The sequence below is a fragment of the Planosporangium mesophilum genome (genome assembly GCF_016863255.1).
Classification (GTDB): Bacteria; Actinomycetota; Actinomycetes; order Mycobacteriales; family Micromonosporaceae; genus Planosporangium; species Planosporangium mesophilum.
On record NZ_BOON01000039.1, the window covers coordinates 20844 to 38325 of the forward strand.

Here is a 17482-nt window from a genome sequence, read left to right on the forward strand (position 1 = left end):
CAATGCGTAGACTAGAGCAATACTTTCAGTAGGGACTCTCGGCCTGGTACGTCCAATGCGTACCTGCCGACCGGTGAGGAGGACCGTGCGTGGCTATACGGGCGATCGCGTGGCAGCAGAGCTGACCCCGCCCGCTGCCCGCGCCCTGGTCGCCCGTGCGGAGCGGGCGACCAGCCTGGCCGAGGTTCAGCGCCTGCTCACCGAGTTGCGTGCGATCCCAGGGGTACGCGAGGTGGCCCTGGAGACCGCCGCCGGGTCGGGACCGTCGGCCGGGATCCCGGTCGGGCCGGCGCGCTGGCGGCTCGCGCTGCGGATACGCGCCACCGACGCGCTCGCGTACAACCGGGTACTGCCGGCGGCCGAGGAGATCGCCGCGGCCGCCGGGCGCTGCCTGACCCGTCCCTGTCACGCGCTCCCGGCCGACCGGGCGATGCCGGTCGACCCGCTCGGGCGCTCGCTGATCGCGTCCGACCGGTCCGTCGTGGTCCTGGTCGACCCGCCGGCCGGCTGGGTCGCGCTGTCGGACGAGTTCACCCTGCTGCTCGGGTACGACCGGCAGTCCCCGCCGGCCGTCTCGCTGCTGGACCTGATCCACCCGGACGACCATGCCGTCGCCATCGCGTCGCTCGTGGACGCGTGCGCCGGTCGCGGCACGGACGACCCGTTCGACCTACGGGTACGCACGGCGAGCGGGAAGTGGCGCACGTTCGAGGTGGTGGCGCGGGGCCTGCTGGACGATCCGCAGGTCGGCGCCGTCGCGTACTTCGGCGTCGACGTCACCGCCCAGCGGGCGACCGAACGGGTCCTGCGCGAGGAGCTGGCGCGACTGCGGGCGAGCCGGCCCACGGAGGCGGCGGACCCCGGTGCCGCGCGGGAGTCCTCCTTCGTCCCGACCGTGGCGCACGAACTGCGCGGGCCGCTGTCGGCGGTGGTCGCGTTCGCGCACCTGCTCGGCGACGCCGGCAGCGGCAACCTCAGCGAGGAGCAGCGGACCTACCTCGACGTGATCGACCGCAACGCCAACCGGCTGCTGCGGCTCATCGAGGAGCTGTTGACGCTGTCGCGGCTGGAAGCGGGCACCCTGCCGCTGAAGATGGGGGCGGTGCGGGTGCCGGCGCTGCTGGACGAGGTGGTGACCGAGCGCCGGCTGGCGGCCGAGGCCGCCGAGATCGAACTCTGCCTCGACACCGTCGACGGGCCGGAGCTGGTGTGCGACGAGGCCCGGGTACAGCAGGTGATCGGCAACCTGCTTGCCAACGCGCTCGCGTTCACCCGGCCCGGCGGGCGGATCAGTGTCTCGGCCCGCCCCACCGAGAACGGGTGGCGGCTGGTGGTCGGCGACACCGGCATCGGGATTCCCGCGGCGGAGCAGTCGAGACTGTTCAGCCCGTTCTTCCGCGCCTCGAACGTCGGGGCGGCGGCGTGGGCGGGCACCTCTGGTGCGGGGCTCGGCCTGGTGATCAGCCGGGCCATCGTGGAACTGCATGGCGGCGTCATCGACGTCGCCAGTACGGAAGGCGTCGGTACGACCGTGACAGTGTCTCTGCCGCCGCGCCCTCGTGTCGAGAATGGAGGTTTTGAGGGTGAGCCGACTGTTGGTGGTTGAGGACGATCCGGACATCGCGCTGGCGCTACGCCTGCTGCTGACCCGGGCAGGGCACCAGGTCGCCCACGCCAAGGACGGGCGGGCAGGTCTGCGCGACGCGTACACCGACCGCCCCGAACTCGTCATCCTGGACATCGGACTGCCCGGGATGGACGGCTGGCAGGTTCTGGAGCGGCTGCGTGACGTCAGCGACGTGCCCGTCCTGCTGCTGACCGCGCACGGCCAGGAGTCGGACAAGGTGCGTGGCCTGCGTGGCGGCGCCGACGACTACCTCACCAAGCCGTTCACCAACGCGGAGCTGGTGGCGCGGGTGGAGGCGCTGCTGCGCCGCAGTGCCGGCGCGTCGCAGTGGGCCGACGAGGTGTACGACGACGGGGTGATGCGAATCGACCCGGCCGCCCGGCGCACCTACGTCGACGGCGAGGAGGTACGGCTGACGCCGACCGAGTTCCGCCTGCTCAACGTGCTCGTACGGCACGCCGGCGCGGTCCTGTCGCCGAACCAGCTGCTGGCACAGGCCTGGGACGACCCGACCGGTATCGGCCCGGAGCGGGTCAAGTTCGCCGTCCTGCGGCTGCGCCGCAAGCTGGGCTGGACCGACCCCGACGCCTCGCCGATCGAGTCGGTGCGCGGTTTCGGGTACCGCTACCGGCGGCCCGCCATGGACCGGACGCCGGAGTAGCTCATCCCGGTTCGGTTCGCCGGCTCCGCAACGGCATGACAACCGAGCCGCACCGGTGCCGCGTCGAGCGGGTCGCACGATGATGGGACGGCGCGTGGGCTCTCGAGTCCACGCACCGGGTGTCACCAGACCCACGCAGGCCAGCGGGGCTCACAAAGCCCCCGCCGGCACCCGACCCGAAGGCAGCGGCCATGCTCGACCTCACCGTGGACAGCCACGTACACACCGCGTTCTCCGCGGGGCGCGACAGCGTCAGCCTCGTCGTGGCCGCCGCCGAGCGGGCGGGCCTGACCGAGCTGGTCCTCTGCGACGAGGCCGGCCCGGCGACCAGGTGGCTGCCGTCGTACCTGGCCTCGATCCAGCGCGCACAGCAGCGCACCGACGTCGTGCTGCGCGCCGGCATCGAGGTCGAGGCGATCGGTACCGACGGCTGGCTCGCCTTCCCGTCCGACCTCAGCGGGCTCGACGTGGTGTCGGTGGCCGTGGGCGCCCTGCCCATGCCGTCCGGGCTCGCCGGGCCGGAGACCGTACGCGCCCTGATCGACACCGGCGTCCTGACCGCCGCCAACGTGGTCGAGATGCTGTTCACCGTGACCGCCCGGGCCATCGAGCGGGTCAACCGGTACGCCCCGACGCGGCTCGCCCGCCCGCTGGCGTTCCTGAGCCGGGCCGGCTTCGCCGACCCCGACATCGACGACGCGGCCGTCGCCGAGCTCGCCGCCATGTGCCGCCTCACCAACACCCAGGTCGAGGTCAGCGAGCGTCACGTGGCCCCGTCGACGCGGGTCGCCGGCCTCTTCCACGCCAACGGGGCGCGGCTGGTGGCCGCGAGCGACGCCCGCCAGGCGAGCGACGTCGGCCGGTGGCGCCACGTCGAGCGGGTGAGCGGGGATCTCGCGCTGGTCGTCTAGTCCTCTGTCGAGAGTGGACTGCAGAGGTGAAATCGGCGAAGCGTCGGGTTTAGCGGCGCCGGGGCGGGCAGTGCGGTCGCGGTCGGCCACACCACCCCTGGCGCGGTTGCCGCGTCGCGGTCAGCCGCGCCCGCGTCCTCGACAAGGAGATCCGCCTTGACGCTGAATCCCAACCGCCGCCAGCCGAGAGCAATGCACACCCTGCGACTCGTCGCGATCGCGGCCGCCGGTGTCCTGTTCGCGCCGTCCCCGCCTGCTGCTGCCGCCACGGCCGGCGCGCCGCACCCCGCACTCACCACCACCGTCGCCGCCGACGACGACACGACCCAGAACGACGAGGCGACCGACGAGGCCATGGCAGATGAGGCCACGGCCGATGAGGACGCTGCCGACGACGCCATGACCGAGGAGGAGGCGTCGGACGAGGCTACGGCCGATGAGGCTTTGTCCGATGAGGACGTGACCGACGAGGCTATGACCGATGAGGACGCGTCGGATGAGGCTACGGCCGACGAGGACGCGACCGACGAAGCCGCGACCGATGAGGACGCGACCGACGAGGCCGTCGACGAGGACTCGGAGCCTGCCGACTCCCGGGCGATGGACGAGGACAAGGCGAAGGACGAGGAGAAGGCCAAGGTGGCCGAGAAGCCCCAGCCGAACCCCGCCGAGAAGGCCAAGCCCGGCAGGAGGTGACGCGCTCCCCAGAAGCGCCCACCAAACAATGATCGCGGAAACTTCTCCGTCCAGGGAGACGGAGAAGTTTCCGCGATCATGAAAGAGGGGGTTACGAGACCAGGGCGCGCTCCCGGGGCAGCCGCACCGTCACGGTCGTACCCTCGCCCGGCTCGGACCGTACCGTCACCTCACCGTCGTGGTTGGCCACGATGTTGCGGACGATCGTCAGCCCCAGGCCGGTACCCGGAATCGAGGCGGTCCGCGCGTTGGAGGCCCGGAAGAACCGGGTGAACAGTTCCCGCTGCTCCTGCCGGGGGATGCCCATGCCGGTGTCCGACACCGACATCACCAGCTCCTCACCGTCCTCGCGGACCGACACCACGACCTCGCCGCCGTCCGGCGTGAACTTCACCGCGTTGGAGAGCAGGTTGACCAGTACCCGCTCGATCTGGCCCGGGTCCACCTCGGCCATCAACGGCTCGAGCGGGTAATCGGCGTGCACGGTGTGGTCGGTGGTGCACCGCACTGTCGCCACCGCGCGCGCCACCACCACCGACACGTCGGTGAGCTCCCGCTCGCTGCGGAAGGTGCCGTTCTCGATGTGGGACAGCGTGAGCAGATCCTCGATCATGTCGCGCAGCCGGTTGGTGTTGCGCTCCACGATCTCGAGCATGTGCCGCTGGTCGTCGCTCAGCGGCCCGGTGGCCGGGTCGGCGAGCAGCTCCACGAAGCCGCTGATGCTGGTCAGCGGCGTACGCAGCTCGTGCGACACGGTCGACACGAAGTCGTCCTTGGTCCGCTCCAACTGCCGCTGCTGCGCGTCCAGCTCCTGCTCCCGCTCGTACAGCCGGCTCTGGTGCACCCAGCGGGCCACGTCGGCGGCGACCCAGCCGGCCGCCTCGACCTCGGCGGGATCCCACGGCCGCCCACCGGCGTACCGGACGAGCGTGATGGCGCCGTCGGGCTGCGGGCCGGCACCGAACGGTACGGTCAGCGCGCTCACCGCGCCGGCCGCCAGCAGCTCGATGCGCTCGCGCTGGGGCACCCCGTTGGGCTCCCGGCGTACGTCGCCGGTGCGCCACACGTCACCGCGGGCGAGCCGGTCGGCGAGCCAGTTCACCGGCTGCCCGGCGAGCGGGCGGGCGCCGCCCCGCTCGTCCGCGGCCCACGAGGCCGTGCGCTGCCGGTCGTCGTCGGTGGGGGCCAGCCGCACGATGGCCAGGTCGGCGCGGAACTCCGGGCCGAGTACGCGGGCCGCGGCGTCCAGGACCGCCTCGACCGACACGTGGTCGCGTACCCGCTGGCCCGCCTCCCGCATCCGAAGCTGGGCGTGGGAGTGCCGCCGCTCGTCGCGGAGCATCCGGCTGATCCGGCGGGCGGTACGGACCGCGACGAGCATCGCGGCCACGATGCCGAACGTGGCCGTACCCAGCAGCGTGCCGGCCGCGACGACCTGGGCCTCGCGGGTCTGCTGGCGCAGCGCGTCGCCGCGGTGGGTGAGGGTCCGGTCGAGGTGGGCGTTGCTCGACAGGAACGCGTCGAACGCGGGGCCGCCCTGGTGGGCGAAGCACACGTCCTCGTCGCTGCCCGGCTCCACCTCCCGCTGCCGCCCGGCCACGTCGAACCAGGCGTCCGCGCGTTCGAGCTGGGCGGTGACGGCGGCCCGGTCCTCCGGCGCCGTCGCGCGCCGCAGGTTCGCCGCCGCGAACTCGTACTCCCGCTTGGAGTCCTGGTACCCGTCGTCGAACCCGGGCTCGCCGGAGAGCAGGTAGCTGCAGATGCCGCGCTGGGCCTCCATGAGGGTGAGGTACACCCGGGAGTTGGCCTGCCGCTCCGGCAGCACCTGCCCCGCGAGGGTGTCCACCGACCGGTACTGGCGCCACGCCGCCGCGGAGGCGACGGAGCCGGTGAGCAGGAGGACTCCGATGACGATGGCGAATGCGCGATACAACTGACGCGCGACGGTGACGGCCCGACTCATTACGATCGCCTCCCGACGAACCCGGTGCGAGTCATTTCGCCCCATACATGCTTGGCGCCGGTCAGTGCCGACCAGGTGCCCTGAACCCGCCAGAAGGCGGTCAACTGCCGATATCCGAGGTTCTCCACGACCGACGCGACGACCGCGGCGCCCAGGTCCCTCCAGCGCGAGTACCGGTGGAAGCTGTACTCCTCGACCGCCAGTGCGATCAGATTGATCAACATCGCGTACCCGTACGCGACGAGCAGGAAGCGCCAGGCGAACCCGAGGTCGACCGCGCCGACCGCGAGGCCGAGCGGTACGAGGACCGGCCCGGCCAGTTCGACCAGCGGGGCGAGGAACTCGAAGACCAGGTAGTAGGGGAGCGCAACCAGACCGATCCGACCGTATCGGGGGTTGCCGATCACCGCCCGGTGTTTGGCCAGGACCTCGGCGAGCCCGCGGTGCCAGCGCCGCCGCTGCCGCGCCAGCACGGCGAGACTGTCGGGGGCTTCGCTCCACGAGACGGGTTCGGCCACGAAAACGATCCGGTAGTCGCGCTTGAGATGGCGCAGGTGCCGGTGCAGCCGGACCACCAGTTCGGCGTCCTCGCCGATGGTGTCGTGGTCCAGGCCGCCGATCTCGACGAGCAGGTCGCGCCGGAAGATCCCGAAGGCGCCGGAGATGACGAGCAGTCCCCCCAGCCTCGACCAGCCGGTGCGGCCGAGCAGGAACGCGCGCAGGTACTCGACAACCTGGATGCGGGGCAGCCAGGTGCGCGGCATCCGGGTGTCGACGATGCGGCCGGCGACGACCGTACAGCCGTTGGCGATGCGGACGACGCCGCCGGCGGCCACCACCCGCAGCGGGTCGTCGGCGAACGGCTTGGCCACCGACAGCAGTGCCTGCGGGTCCAGGATGGAGTCCGCGTCGACCATGCAGACCAGCGGGTGCCGCGCCACGTTGATGCCGACGTTGAGCGCGTCGGTCTTGCCGCCGCCGGCCTTGCGGACCACGACGAGCGGGTCGGGCCGCAGCCGAGGTACGTGTACGGACAGGACGGCGCCCCGGGTCGGCACGCTGTCGGGCACCACCCGCGGCACCTCCACCAGGTCGAACTCGGCGGCGAGCCGGTCGAAGGTGGCGTCGGTGGAGCCGTCGTCGATGATGACGACCTCGAAGACCGGGTACCGGAGGGCCAGCATCGCGTGTACCGACTCGACGATGCCGGCCTCCTCGTTGTGGGCCGGCACCAGGACCGAGGTCGGCTGCGTCAGCGGTGACCGGTACGTCTCCTCGAAGCCCGACAGCGGGACACGCCGCAGGTGGTGCACGAACTCGACGGTCGCCAGCACGATGAGGACCAGGTAGCTGGTGTTGATGAACAGGAAGTAGACGAGGATGGCGGTGTCCGTCACGTGCAGGACTTCGCGTACCCAATCGAGCACTGTGGACATCGACGGGTGCGGGATCATCGGCCGACCGCCGTCGGCTGCTCGGAACGGGCCGGCGCGCCGTCGCGACGCCGCTCGTCCACTTCGGCCACGGCGAGCGCCTCCCAGGCGTACCGGGCCGCCCGCTCGGCGGCGACGCTGAGCCCATCGGTACGGGCGGCGGCGTGGCGGCCGGGCGACGGGTCCGGCCCGGTGGCGACGGCCTGCTCCAGGACCTCGCGCCCGGCCGGGCCGAGGCGCAGCAGCGCGTGGGCCGTGGCGTGCGCGACCTCGTGCTGCGGGTCCGCCAGCAGGGCGTCGAGCGCGGGCGCGGCGGCCACCGCACCGAGGTCGCCCAGCGCGTGGGCGGCCCGGGCACGCAGGCCGGGCGGGTTCTCCGGTGCGACGGCCGCCAGCAGCGGGGCCAGCGCCGAGCGGGTACCGAGCCGGCCCAGCGCCGCCGCGGCCCGTTCGCGTACCTCCGGCGACGGGTCGGTATCCAGGGTGTCGATGACGCGGGCGGCCGCGGTGATCGCGCCGATGAGGCCGAGCACCTCGACGGAGGTCGCGCGGACGAGTTCGGCGTCGTGGTCGAGGGCGGCGGTCAGCGCCTCCAGGGTGCCGGCACCCATCCGCATCACGGCGTCCGCGACGACCTGCGGGGGTATCGGGCGCCGGCCGGCCAGACTGTCCAGCAGCGCGGCCGCGGCGGCCGGGTCGGCGATGCGGCCGAGGGCCCGGGCGGCGACGGCGCGCACGTCCGGGTCCCGATCGCCGAGCAGCGAGACGAGCAGCGGTACGGCGTCGCGCCGCCCCAGGTTGCCCAGTACCTCGGCGGCGCGGGCGCGCCGCATCGCGCCCCGGCCGCGTACGTCGTCGAGCGCCCGTTCGCCCATGCCCCGCTGTTCGAACACGGAGACGAGGGCGGCGTGCGACTCACCGCGTACCTTTCCCAGCAGGGCCACGGCGGTGGGCTCGATGGCGCGCCAGGCGGCGGGCTCCAGGCGTACCAGAGTCTGTTGGTTTTCCGGCTCGTCGTCCCCGGCGGCGAGGGAGAGCAGGACGCGGCGGCCGGGGGCGGCGAGGCGGGCCTGCCTGGCCTCGCGGGTACGGCGCACCGCCCGGCCGAGGACGATCACCGCTCCGAGGGCGAGGGCGGCGCCGGCGAGGACGAGCAGGACGGCGGTGGCGAGGCCCGCCACTGTCAGGCCCGCGTCCGCGCCAGTACCGCCTCGACCCGGCTGACCAGTTCGCGCGGGCTGAACGGTTTGACCACGTAGTCGTCGGCACCGGCCCCGAAGCCGACCTCCACGTCGCCCTCCTGGGCGCGGGCGGTCAGCAGGATGATGGGCAGCGTGGCGGTGGGGGCGTTGCCGCGCAGCTCCCGGCAGACGTCGATGCCGGACATCCCGGGCATCATGACGTCGAGTACGGCCAGGTCGGGCGGTGTCTCGCGGGCTGCCGAGAGGGCGGCGAGGCCGTTGTCGACGGCGATCACGTCGTAGCCGGCCTGTTCGAGCTTGAAGGCGATGAGATCGCGGATGTCCGGATCGTCATCGGCGATCAGGATCGCTGTCATGTCTCCCCCTGGGGTACCGACTGGCCGCCAGCCCGTTGCGGCTTACCTGCAAGATAGTCCGAATTTACACGTTTTTGTCGGATCCTTGTGGTCCGCCGCGCTGCCCGACGCTGGATGTAACGCCGTGAATCCGCCACGGGATGCGGCACTGAACGGGTGGCCGTACGACCCCGAACGGTTGACCCGGCCGCCGAACGTGGCGCACCGGCGCCCGGATCTCGGAGAGCTCGACATCGATATGGGTGCCGAAGTGTCCAAGATCTATGAGGACCGACTACGACCCGGGCCGCGCCGGGGCTGACGGTCATCAGGACCATCGGCGGGTACGACCACGACGGCACCCGCTACACGACCGGGGAGCGACAAACCCGGTGTCTGCACTGGTAGACCCGTAAATGGAAAGCGCCGCCGGGCAGGGACTCGAGGTCTCCTACCCGGCGACGCCAATCTGGGGAGCCGCGCCTCGGCGGCGTGCCCATAACGTTCCGCCGCTGGCGGAGCGCCGACGGTACGGCGCGGTTGCGGATTAGTTGTCGCGGTTCACTTGACCGTGACGTTGAAGATCGGGTCAGCCGCGATCTTCTTGAACTCGGTCAGCGACTGCGGCGAGCTGTTGACCCGGAGGTCGCCGGGGGCACCCGGCGCGTTCTGCGCGTCGAAGTACATCAGGCCCTTGATCGCGGGGAGCGCCTTGAGCTGCTGGAGCACCTTGGCGTAGATCGCCGCCTTCTGGGTCGGGTCGGCGGCGTAGTCGAACACGCCCCACTCCGAAACCATGAACGGCTTGTTCGGGTGCTGGCTGGTCACCCAGGAGTAGTAGCCCGGGAACGCCGCCTTGTTGGTGGTGCGGTTGACCAGGTAGTTGAAGTCGCCGTAGTGGAAGCCGCCGGGCTGGGCGTTGACGTACGCGTCCAGCGTGATCCAGTCGACCCACGCGTCACCCGGGTACAGGTCGTACCACCAGGGCATGTTGTTCCACTTCTCGTACGACATGTACGTCAGGGTCGCCACCGCGTTGGTCACGCCGTTGCTGCGGAGCCGGTCGACCACATGGCGGAACATCGCGGCGTAGTCCTTGGCGGTCATGCCCGAGCCGGCCGTCGCGTTGACGTCGTTCTCCGGCTCGTGGTGGATGACCAGGAAGAACGGCTTCGTGTAGTTCGCCTTCAGGTAACTGGCCTCGAGGTCGATCCGGGCGTCCGCCGCACCGGCGGCGACCTGGGCCCAGGTGTACCCGTCGGCCACCTTCCAGTTCGGCATCAGCAGCCGCGGCCGGGCCGGGTCACTGGCCATCGCGATCTCGGTCTTCGTCGGGAAGAGTTGATCACCGGTGTGGTACGTGTGGTAGATCGACGCGGTCCGGCCGGTGACCGCCTCCCAGTCCTTGAGCGCCTGGTCGCGCGGGGTCGTGGAGAAGCCGCCCGCGGCCGCGCCCCAGAGCACGCCGCAGCTCGGTACGAGCTTGGCGTCCACGGTGCACTCCGCCGGCTTGGCGGTGGTAGGGCTCGGCGACGGGGTGGCCGGGTTGCTCACCGTCGGGCTCGGCGACGGGGTGGCCGGCTTGCTCGCCGTCGGGCTCGGCGACGGCGTGACGGACTTGGTCGGAGTCGGCGACGGAGCCGAGACCGTGTTCTGCATCGTCAGCTTGAGCTGCGGGCCGGTGGCGCCGTACTCGGCGGAGCGGAACCGGGCGACGTCGTTGGTGACCGACGAGGTGATCGCGAACGCGTACGCGCCGGCGCCCGTGATCACCTTGCTGACGTCGAACGTCACGGTCGCCGCCGAGGCGCTCGGGTTGACGGTCGCCACGACCGAGCCGAGAGCCGGAGCGTTGTTCCTGGTCAGCGCGGCCTCGGTCCAACCGGTACCGGGCACCACGGACAGGGTGACCGTGGCCGGCAGCTTGTGCTCGTCGCGGCTGAGCGTCACGGTGGCGCCGGTGACGGTCGAGCCGGCCGCGAGCGTACCGACCTTGAACTTCAGGTACGTGACCATGCGGTCGCCGTTGAGGGTGCCTGCGACCAGCTTGTCGGCCGCGCCGGTGTTGAGGTTCACGCGCGCGCCGGAGATGTACGCGTCGTCGGTCGGGCTGTAGCTCAACGTGCTCGTGGCCGCGAACGCGCCGGTACCGAGTGCGAGCGGGCCCGCGACCGCGATGGCGATCGCGGCGACCGGAAGCAGCCGGCCGAAGCGTGAGCGTGCGGATCCCTCATGGGGAGTGACGGACTGCGTCACGGTTACGTCTCCTCGAAGTCGTCCTGAGTGGACGTCTTCGAGAGTTCGTCGCCGTCGGTTCGGTGCCGGTCGCTCGCGGTTGCACCTGGGTAGCGGAGGCCGGAGAGGGCGATCCAGCAGACCACGGTGGACGGGGTGCTCCGCGTCCACCGATCGAGCGGTCTTCGGTGGAGGGAGCGTCGGCAACCGGGCTGCCCCTCAACGCGAACCGGCGTGAACTGGACGCGACCGTACCGTCGAGAAGGTATCCGGCGAAGGGTTGCTTCGCCGTCAAACTACGAGCGAGGAGACCGGGATGGCCCAGACCCTGATGGTGTCGTCGGCGGCGTACGAGGCGTCCGGGTCGACCGAGCGCTGTGACCGGTGTGGCGCGGCCGCCAAGCTCGGCCTCGTCCTGGCAGGCGGCGGCGAGCTGACATTCTGCGGGCACCACGCGAACGCGTACGCCGACACGATTCTGCAGGAGGCGGAGAGCGTGTTCCTGGAGTCGGGCTTCGACTGGCGGGGCGTGCCGTACAACGGTGCCCACCGGGCGACCGCCCAGCAGGCCGCCTGAGCACCCGAGGCCGCCACAGCCTCCCCGACGTTGTGGCCCCGGAGGTGCTCCATGACCACGACCTCGGGGAGGTCGTGCCGATCAAGGGCACTATGAATGGATGCGCTTTGTTGACCTCGCGGCCACCTCGACCGCGGTAGCGGACACGTCGGGCCGCCGGGCGAAGATCGAGTTGCTGGCCGACGCACTGCGCCGGCTCGCCGCCGGGGGCTCCGACGAAACCATCACGGCCGGCGCGGCCTACCTTGCGGGGGAGGTGCGCCAGCGCCAGACCGGGGTCGGCTGGGCCAGCCTGCGCGAGCTACCGCCGCCCGCACCGGTCGCCACCCTCACCGTCGAGCAGGTCGACGCGGCGCTGCAGCGGTTCTCCGAACTCGCCGGGCCCGGCTCGCAGGCCGAGCGGCGGCGCGGCGTATCCGCGCTGTTCGCCGCGGCCACCGCGGACGAGCAGCGGGTACTCGTCGGGCTGCTGACCGGGGAACTGCGCCAGGGCGCGCAGGCCGGGCTGCTCGCCGACGCAGTCGCGAAGGCCGCCGGCGTCGAGATCGGAGAGGTCCGCCGGGCCCTGCTGCTGGCCGGCGACCTCAGGGCGGTCGCCGCTGCCGCGCTCACCGGCGGCCCGGGCGCACTCGCCACGTTCCACCTCTCCGTCGGGCGGCCCCTCGCGCCCATGCTGGCCCAGAGCGCGCCGTCGGTGGCCGAGGCGCTCGCCGCCACCGGCGCGCCGGCCGCCGCCGACGTCAAGCTCGACGGGGTACGCATCCAGGTGCACCGCGACGGCTCCGACGTGGCCGTGTTCAGCCGCAGCCTGGACGACCTCACCGCCCGCCTGCCCGGCGTCGTGGCGGCGGTACGCGCGCTGCCCGCCCATACCCTCGTCCTCGACGGCGAGGCGATGGGCCACGACGAGGCCGGCCGCCCGCTGCCGTTCCAGGAGATCTCCGGCCGGGCCGCCCGGCGCGGCGAGCCGGCCCAGCTCACGCCGTTCTTCTTCGACCTGTTGCACCTCGACGGCGCTGACCTGCTCGACGCGCCGGCCCGGGACCGGTGGGCCGCGCTCACCGGGGCGGTCCCCGGGGAGCTGCTGGTGACCCGTACCGAGATCGCGGACGTCGCGGACGCGGAGCGCGCCTTCGCTGCGGCCGTCGACGCGGGCCAGGAGGGTCTCGTGATCAAGTCTTTGGACGCGCCGTACGACGTGGGCCGCCGGGGCGCGGCCTGGGTCAAGGTCAAGCCGCGGCACACCCTCGACCTGGTCGTCCTGGCCGCCGAGTGGGGGCACGGCCGACGTCGCGGCTGGCTGTCCAACCTGCACCTGGGCGCCCGCGACCCGGAGACGGGCGGTTTCGTCATGCTCGGCAAGACCTTCAAGGGCCTCACCGACGAGCTGTTGCGCTGGCAGACCGAGCGGCTACAGGCGCTCGCCGTCGAGCGGAACGACTGGGTCGTGAAGGTACGCCCGGAGCTCGTGGTGGAGATCGCCTTCGACGGGGTGCAGACCTCGCCGCGCTACCCGGGCGGGGTGGCACTGCGCTTCGCCAGGGTCCTGCGGTACCGCGAGGACAAGAGCGCGGCCGAGGCGGACACCATCGGCGACGTCCGGGCCATCCACGCGGGGCGGCTCGCAGGCGGCTGACTCGCGCCGTGAGCTCGCGCGGCTAGCTCTCGGCGAGCGACCGGGCCAGTTCGATCTCGGCGGGGTCGGAGACCACCGTCTCGTGGCCGACCCCGACGCCGGTCACCCGTACCAGCGTCGGGCCCACCTCGGCGGTCTCCTTGACCAGCAGGAACAGCAGGTTCACCAGGGGTATCACGAAGAAGCCGACGATCGCGCAGAGCACCGCCCAGGTCGGGGTACGGACCACCTGCTCACGGCTCACCTCCACGGTGGCGTCGGCGAGCGGGACCGCGCCGACCGGCGTGCGCAGGGTATCCGCCGTCACCTCGACGTCCCCGATGCGGGCGACGACGTCCGTCGTGCGCGCCGAGTCGGAGACCGAGGGGTACGACAGGGCGGAGTAGATCCCGGAGGGATACGGGTCGGGGTTGATCGCCCGCCGGGTCGGCTCGCCGTCGCCCACCCAGCCGTCATGATCGCCGCTCATACCGGCACTGTAACCTCGCGCTCCGCCGGGGCGGTACCACGCGCTTCCCGTCGTGCCAGGTATCCGTACCCGAAGATGGTGAGCGCGGCGAACGCCCACCACTGCACCACGTACCCGGCGTTCTGCCAGGCGTTCTCGTGGCTGGCCGGCACCGGGGTGAACCTCGGGTCGGCCTTCGGGGTCTGCTCGTCGAGCATCACGTACCCGCCGTAGGACGGGTAGGGCAGGCGCAGCGTCGCCGGGGAGATGCGCCGGACCGTGCCGTCCACCGGCCGGTCCGCACCGCTCTCCGGGCGCCGGATCGGGCCGACCACCGTGACCTCGCCGGCCGGTGGCGCCGGCACCTCCGGCTTGGCCAGCGCACCGCCCGGCGGGGGCGCCAGCCACCCACGGTCCACGATCACCGCCGAGCCGTCGGGCAGCACCAGGGGCGTGAGCACCTCGAACCCGACCGCGCCCTCCACGGTGCGCCCGCGGACCAGGGTCTGCTTGCTGACGTCGTACCGTCCGGTCAGCTGGACCCGCGTCCACTCGGTAGCGGCCGACGGCGCGGGACCGGCGCGTCCGGCGGCGCCCGGGGGGGACAGGACGTTGGTGATCGGCACGGCGGGGCCGCTGCTGCCGGCGTCGATGCGCGCGTTGATCGCGGCGCGCTCGTGATAGCGATGCAACTGCCAGTTGCCGAGGCCGACCATCACCGTGGCGAGGACCAACGCCAGCAGGGCCAGCCCCAGCCAGCGGGGGGTGGCAAGGAACCGGTACACGCCACAACGCTACCGGGTCGCCAACAGTGCGCCCGGCCGGCGCGGACCCGGTATCGTCCGCAGTGGCCATCACGATCAATGGTTCGCAGCATTTCGTGGCACCGGGGGGTCGGCGATGAGAACCTTTGCGAAGGCGCCGTACTGGCAGGTGACGGTCAAGCGGTTCCCGCCGCTGACCGTCGCGACGCCCCGGCTGTACGTCCGTCAGCTCATGGCCGGCGACGCCGAGCACGTCGCGGAGATCTTCGCCGACCGGCAGACCCGGCGCTGGCTGCCGTTCCCGACCGGGGACGGGCCGCTCGACGGTCGGGCCTGGTGCGCCGAGATCGCCGAGCAGGCCCGTGATCACGGCGACGGCGACCACTACGGCGTGGTGCGGCGCGAGGACGACCGGGTCGTGGGCTGCCTGTGGACCCGGCGCACGGACTGGACGGCCCGCTCGACCGAGGTGTCGTACGCGATAGCGGCCGAGGCCCGGGGCTTCGGGGTGGCCGCGGAGGCGGTCGACGCGGTTGCGATCGCGCTGATTCTGGAGCACGGCTTCCAGCGCGTGGAGATGCGGGTGGCGCCCGGCAACCTGGCCTCGCGGCGGGTGGCGGAGAAGGCCGGCTTCACGTACGAGGGGCTGCTACGCAACGCGGGCCACGTCGACGGCGCGCGGGTCGACGTCGAGGTCTGGTCCCTGGTCGCCGCCGACCTCCGCTGACGGTCAGGGATTCGTGCTGACCTTGGGGCCGGGGCGGGTGCTCTTGCCGCGCGTCGGCGAGCCCTTCGGCCCGTACGCGGTCGCCTCGGCCGGAGGCGTGAAGTTACGGACGGGACCGCCGGACACGGCGTCGCGCAGCGTCTCGGCGGCGGACTGGATCGGCTTGTTGTGGTTGGCCGCGCCCACCGCGTGCAGCGGGTTGTCCGGGTCCGCGATGAAGCTCGCCACCGCCAGCGACGGCGTGATCCCCACGAACCACGCCGCCTGGTTGTTGTCGGTGGTGCCGGTCTTGCCCGCGACGGGTCGCTTGACCAGCGGGTACACGGTGGGAGCGGTGGACCAGCCGCCGCAGGCGCTCTTGTTCGCCGCGCCGTAGCCGGTGGTGCACCGGGCCGCGTCGACCGCGGCCCGCGCCACCTCCGGCCGCAGGGCCTGGCGGCAGCGCGGCGCGGCCACCTCGACGCGCTTGTCGCCGGCCTTCGCGCCGGGCATGGTCACCGGCTTGCCGTCGGGGCCGGTGATGCTCAGCACCGGCAGGGGCTCGCAGTACGAGCCGTCGGCGGCGATCGTCGCGTACGCGTTGGCCATCTCCAGCGGCGTGGTGTCGGCCACGCCGAGCGTGAACGCGCCCCAGCCGGCCGCCTTGTCCTTGGAGGCCTGCGTGGAGTCGATGGAGGTACGCCAGCGCAGGCCCAGCCGCTCGGCCATGGCCACCGCCCTGTCGGCGCCGACCTGCTGCTCCAGTTGCACGAAGTACGTGTTGACGGACTTGCCGAAGCCCGACCACATGGTGTGCTGCCCGGTCATCGCCGCGGTGGCGTTCGACGGGCACCAGCGGGTACCGCACGACGCCGGGCCGCCCGGGGCGCTGGGGTACTGCGACCGGTACCGCTGCGGCGAGTAGATCGAGGTCGAGAGCGGCAGGTTGCGGTCGAGCGCCGCCAGCATGGTGAACAGCTTGAACGTCGAGCCGGCCTGGAACCCGGGCAGGTCACCGCCGCCCAGCAGCGGGTTGACGGTGTTGGGGTAGTTGCCGACGGCCTTGGTGGGGCGACCCTTCTGGTCGGCCACGCGACCGTTGCCGGACTGGTCGGTGGAGTACACCCGGTTGACGGCCATCGCCTTGACCCGCCCGGTGCCGGGCTCGATCGCGACCAGCCCGTGGGCGAACGGGCTGCTGGTCGGCTCCTTCGCGGTCACGTGCCGCTCGGCGCCCGCCTGGAGGCCCGCGTCGAGCGACGTGACGACGTTGTACCCGCCGCGGCGCAGCCGGTTCAGCCGCTCCTGCGGGCTCGCCCCGAACGCCGACTGCTCGGACCACCACGTCTTGAACAGGTCGCAGAAGAAGCCCCAGTTGCCGTGGGCGGCGGCGCAGTCGCTCGGCGGCTCCGACAGCCGCAGCGTGATCGGCTGGGCCTTGGCCTCGTCGGCGACGGGTCGGGACACGTAGTTCAGCTCGGCCATCCGGTCGAGGATGTAGTTGCGCCGGGTGGTGGCAGCGGTCTGGTCGCCGGCCGGGTCGTACGCGGACGGCGCCTGTACCAGGCCGGCCACCATGGCCGCCTCGCCCAGGCTGAGGTCCGCCGGGCTCTTGGAGAAGTAGACCTGCGCGGCGGCGGCGATCCCGTACGCCTGGTGGCCGAAGTACACCACGTTGAGGTACCGCTCGAGGATCTCGCTCTTGCCCATCTTCTGCTCGACCGAGACGGCCAGTTGGATCTCGCGCAGCTTGCGGACGCCGGTCTGCTCGGTGGCGGCGCGGACCTCCTCCGGCGTACGGGCCGAGTCGCGCAGCACGTTGCGGACGTACTGCATGGTCAGCGTCGACGCGCCCTGGGACACCTCGCCCGACCGGCGGTTCGCGACGAACGCGCGGGCGACGCCCTTGACGTCGACACCGTGGTGGTCGTAGAACCGGGCGTCCTCGGCCGCGACGATCGCGCGCGTCATGTTGGGCGAGATCGCCGACAGGGGCGTCTGTACCCGGTTCTCGTCGTAGAACTGGCTGATCAGCGTCGTGCCGTCGGCCGCGAACACCCGGCTGGTCTGTGCCGGGGCCGCGTCGGGCAGGCGCTCGGCCTGGCTGTCGATCCGGTCCACGCTGGCCTTGAGACCCAGGCCCGCCACGGCGGCGAGCGGGAAGGACAGCGCGGCCACGACGACGCCCATGATCAGCCCGGTTCGGGCGAGCACGGCGACCCGACCGACCAGGCTCAGCGGGTACTCCTTCTCGCCATCCACGCTCATAAGATAGGACAATTACCCCG

General features: G+C 72.2%; 15 protein-coding genes. 7 read left to right on the plus strand and 8 right to left on the minus strand.

The features are described 5' to 3' along the window. The first annotated feature begins 109 nt into the window (after positions 1–109). The 4 genes from Pme01_RS20530 (at position 110) to Pme01_RS20545 (ending at position 3895) form a co-directional block, all read left to right on the plus strand. Positions 110–1606, plus strand: coding sequence for a PAS domain-containing sensor histidine kinase (locus Pme01_RS20530; protein ID WP_168117038.1), 1497 nt, complete (start codon positions 110–112; stop codon positions 1604–1606). Further along, positions 1584–2288, plus strand: coding sequence for a response regulator transcription factor (locus Pme01_RS20535; protein ID WP_168117037.1), 705 nt, complete (start codon positions 1584–1586; stop codon positions 2286–2288). Before Pme01_RS20530 ends, Pme01_RS20535 begins: the two co-directional genes overlap by 23 nt. A gap of 191 nt (positions 2289–2479) precedes the next feature. Continuing rightward, entirely contained in the window at positions 2480–3199 is a 720-nt protein-coding gene (locus Pme01_RS20540; RefSeq protein ID WP_168117036.1) for a hydrolase, read from the plus strand. 156 nt (positions 3200–3355) lie between these two features. Then, positions 3356–3895 carry a prolipoprotein diacylglyceryl transferase gene (locus tag Pme01_RS20545; RefSeq protein WP_168117035.1) on the plus strand — a complete coding sequence of 180 codons (540 nt, stop codon included), beginning with the start codon at positions 3356–3358 and terminating at the stop codon, positions 3893–3895. 91 nt (positions 3896–3986) lie between these two features. Here Pme01_RS20545 and Pme01_RS20550 read toward each other — a convergent pair whose 3' ends face one another. From Pme01_RS20550 to Pme01_RS20570, 5 genes are all read right to left on the minus strand, one after another. Next, positions 3987–5858 (minus strand): sensor histidine kinase, encoded by a 1872-nt coding sequence (locus Pme01_RS20550; protein WP_203935762.1) that lies wholly within the window; start codon positions 5856–5858, stop codon positions 3987–3989. Further along, positions 5858–7294 carry a glycosyltransferase family 2 protein gene (locus Pme01_RS20555; RefSeq protein ID WP_168117033.1) on the minus strand — a complete coding sequence of 479 codons (1437 nt, stop codon included), beginning with the start codon at positions 7292–7294 and terminating at the stop codon, positions 5858–5860. Before Pme01_RS20555 ends, Pme01_RS20550 begins: the two co-directional genes overlap by 1 nt. A gap of 14 nt (positions 7295–7308) precedes the next feature. Further along, positions 7309–8472, minus strand: a complete 1164-nt coding sequence (locus Pme01_RS20560) for a HEAT repeat domain-containing protein (protein ID WP_168117032.1) — start codon at positions 8470–8472, stop codon at positions 7309–7311. A gap of 2 nt (positions 8473–8474) precedes the next feature. Further along, positions 8475–8849, minus strand: a complete 375-nt coding sequence (locus Pme01_RS20565) for a response regulator transcription factor (protein WP_168117031.1) — start codon at positions 8847–8849, stop codon at positions 8475–8477. A 540-nt stretch (positions 8850–9389) separates the two neighbouring features. Continuing rightward, complete coding sequence (locus tag Pme01_RS20570; RefSeq protein ID WP_239088360.1) at positions 9390–11084, minus strand: CBM96 family carbohydrate-binding protein; 1695 nt, start codon at positions 11082–11084, stop codon at positions 9390–9392. Positions 11085–11379: 295 nt separating this feature from the next. Here Pme01_RS20570 and Pme01_RS20575 point away from each other — a divergent pair, with 295 nt between their 5' ends. Beyond that, complete coding sequence (locus Pme01_RS20575; RefSeq protein ID WP_168117030.1) at positions 11380–11640, plus strand: DUF7455 domain-containing protein; 261 nt, start codon at positions 11380–11382, stop codon at positions 11638–11640. A gap of 100 nt (positions 11641–11740) precedes the next feature. Next, on the plus strand, positions 11741–13276 hold the full coding sequence (locus tag Pme01_RS20580) for an ATP-dependent DNA ligase (RefSeq protein ID WP_168117029.1): 1536 nt from the start codon (positions 11741–11743) through the stop codon (positions 13274–13276). 22 nt (positions 13277–13298) lie between these two features. Here the strand turns inward: Pme01_RS20580 and Pme01_RS20585 are convergent, their stop codons facing one another. Together Pme01_RS20585 and Pme01_RS20590 are read right to left on the minus strand one after the other, a co-directional pair. After that, a complete protein-coding gene (locus Pme01_RS20585) occupies positions 13299–13745 on the minus strand; it encodes a hypothetical protein (protein WP_168117028.1) in 447 nt (148 codons plus the stop codon). After that, positions 13742–14509: an SURF1 family cytochrome oxidase biogenesis protein gene (locus Pme01_RS20590; protein WP_168117027.1), complete on the minus strand. Its 768-nt coding sequence runs from the start codon at positions 14507–14509 to the stop codon at positions 13742–13744. The genes Pme01_RS20585 and Pme01_RS20590 overlap by 4 nt, the downstream gene beginning before the upstream one ends. 115 nt (positions 14510–14624) lie before the next feature. Between Pme01_RS20590 and Pme01_RS20595 the strand changes: the two genes are divergently transcribed. Further along, on the plus strand, positions 14625–15215 hold the full coding sequence (locus Pme01_RS20595) for a GNAT family N-acetyltransferase (RefSeq protein ID WP_168117026.1): 591 nt from the start codon (positions 14625–14627) through the stop codon (positions 15213–15215). 3 nt (positions 15216–15218) lie between these two features. Here the strand turns inward: Pme01_RS20595 and Pme01_RS20600 are convergent, their stop codons facing one another. After that, positions 15219–17462, minus strand: a complete 2244-nt coding sequence (locus Pme01_RS20600; RefSeq protein WP_168117025.1) for a transglycosylase domain-containing protein — start codon at positions 17460–17462, stop codon at positions 15219–15221. Positions 17463–17482: the final 20 nt, after the last annotated feature.

Coding starts and splice junctions, on each gene's coding strand:
- Pme01_RS20540 (WP_168117036.1), top strand. CDS start 2,480: ATGCTCGACCTCACCGTGGACAGCCACGTACACACCGCGTTCTCCGCG.
- Pme01_RS20600 (WP_168117025.1), bottom strand. CDS start 17,462: ATGAGCGTGGATGGCGAGAAGGAGTACCCGCTGAGCCTGGTCGGTCGG.
- Pme01_RS20555 (WP_168117033.1), bottom strand. CDS start 7,294: ATGTCCACAGTGCTCGATTGGGTACGCGAAGTCCTGCACGTGACGGAC.
- Pme01_RS20575 (WP_168117030.1), top strand. CDS start 11,380: ATGGCCCAGACCCTGATGGTGTCGTCGGCGGCGTACGAGGCGTCCGGG.
- Pme01_RS20585 (WP_168117028.1), bottom strand. CDS start 13,745: ATGAGCGGCGATCATGACGGCTGGGTGGGCGACGGCGAGCCGACCCGG.
- Pme01_RS20550 (WP_203935762.1), bottom strand. CDS start 5,858: ATGAGTCGGGCCGTCACCGTCGCGCGTCAGTTGTATCGCGCATTCGCC.
- Pme01_RS20580 (WP_168117029.1), top strand. CDS start 11,741: ATGCGCTTTGTTGACCTCGCGGCCACCTCGACCGCGGTAGCGGACACG.
- Pme01_RS20565 (WP_168117031.1), bottom strand. CDS start 8,849: ATGACAGCGATCCTGATCGCCGATGACGATCCGGACATCCGCGATCTC.
- Pme01_RS20595 (WP_168117026.1), top strand. CDS start 14,625: ATGAGAACCTTTGCGAAGGCGCCGTACTGGCAGGTGACGGTCAAGCGG.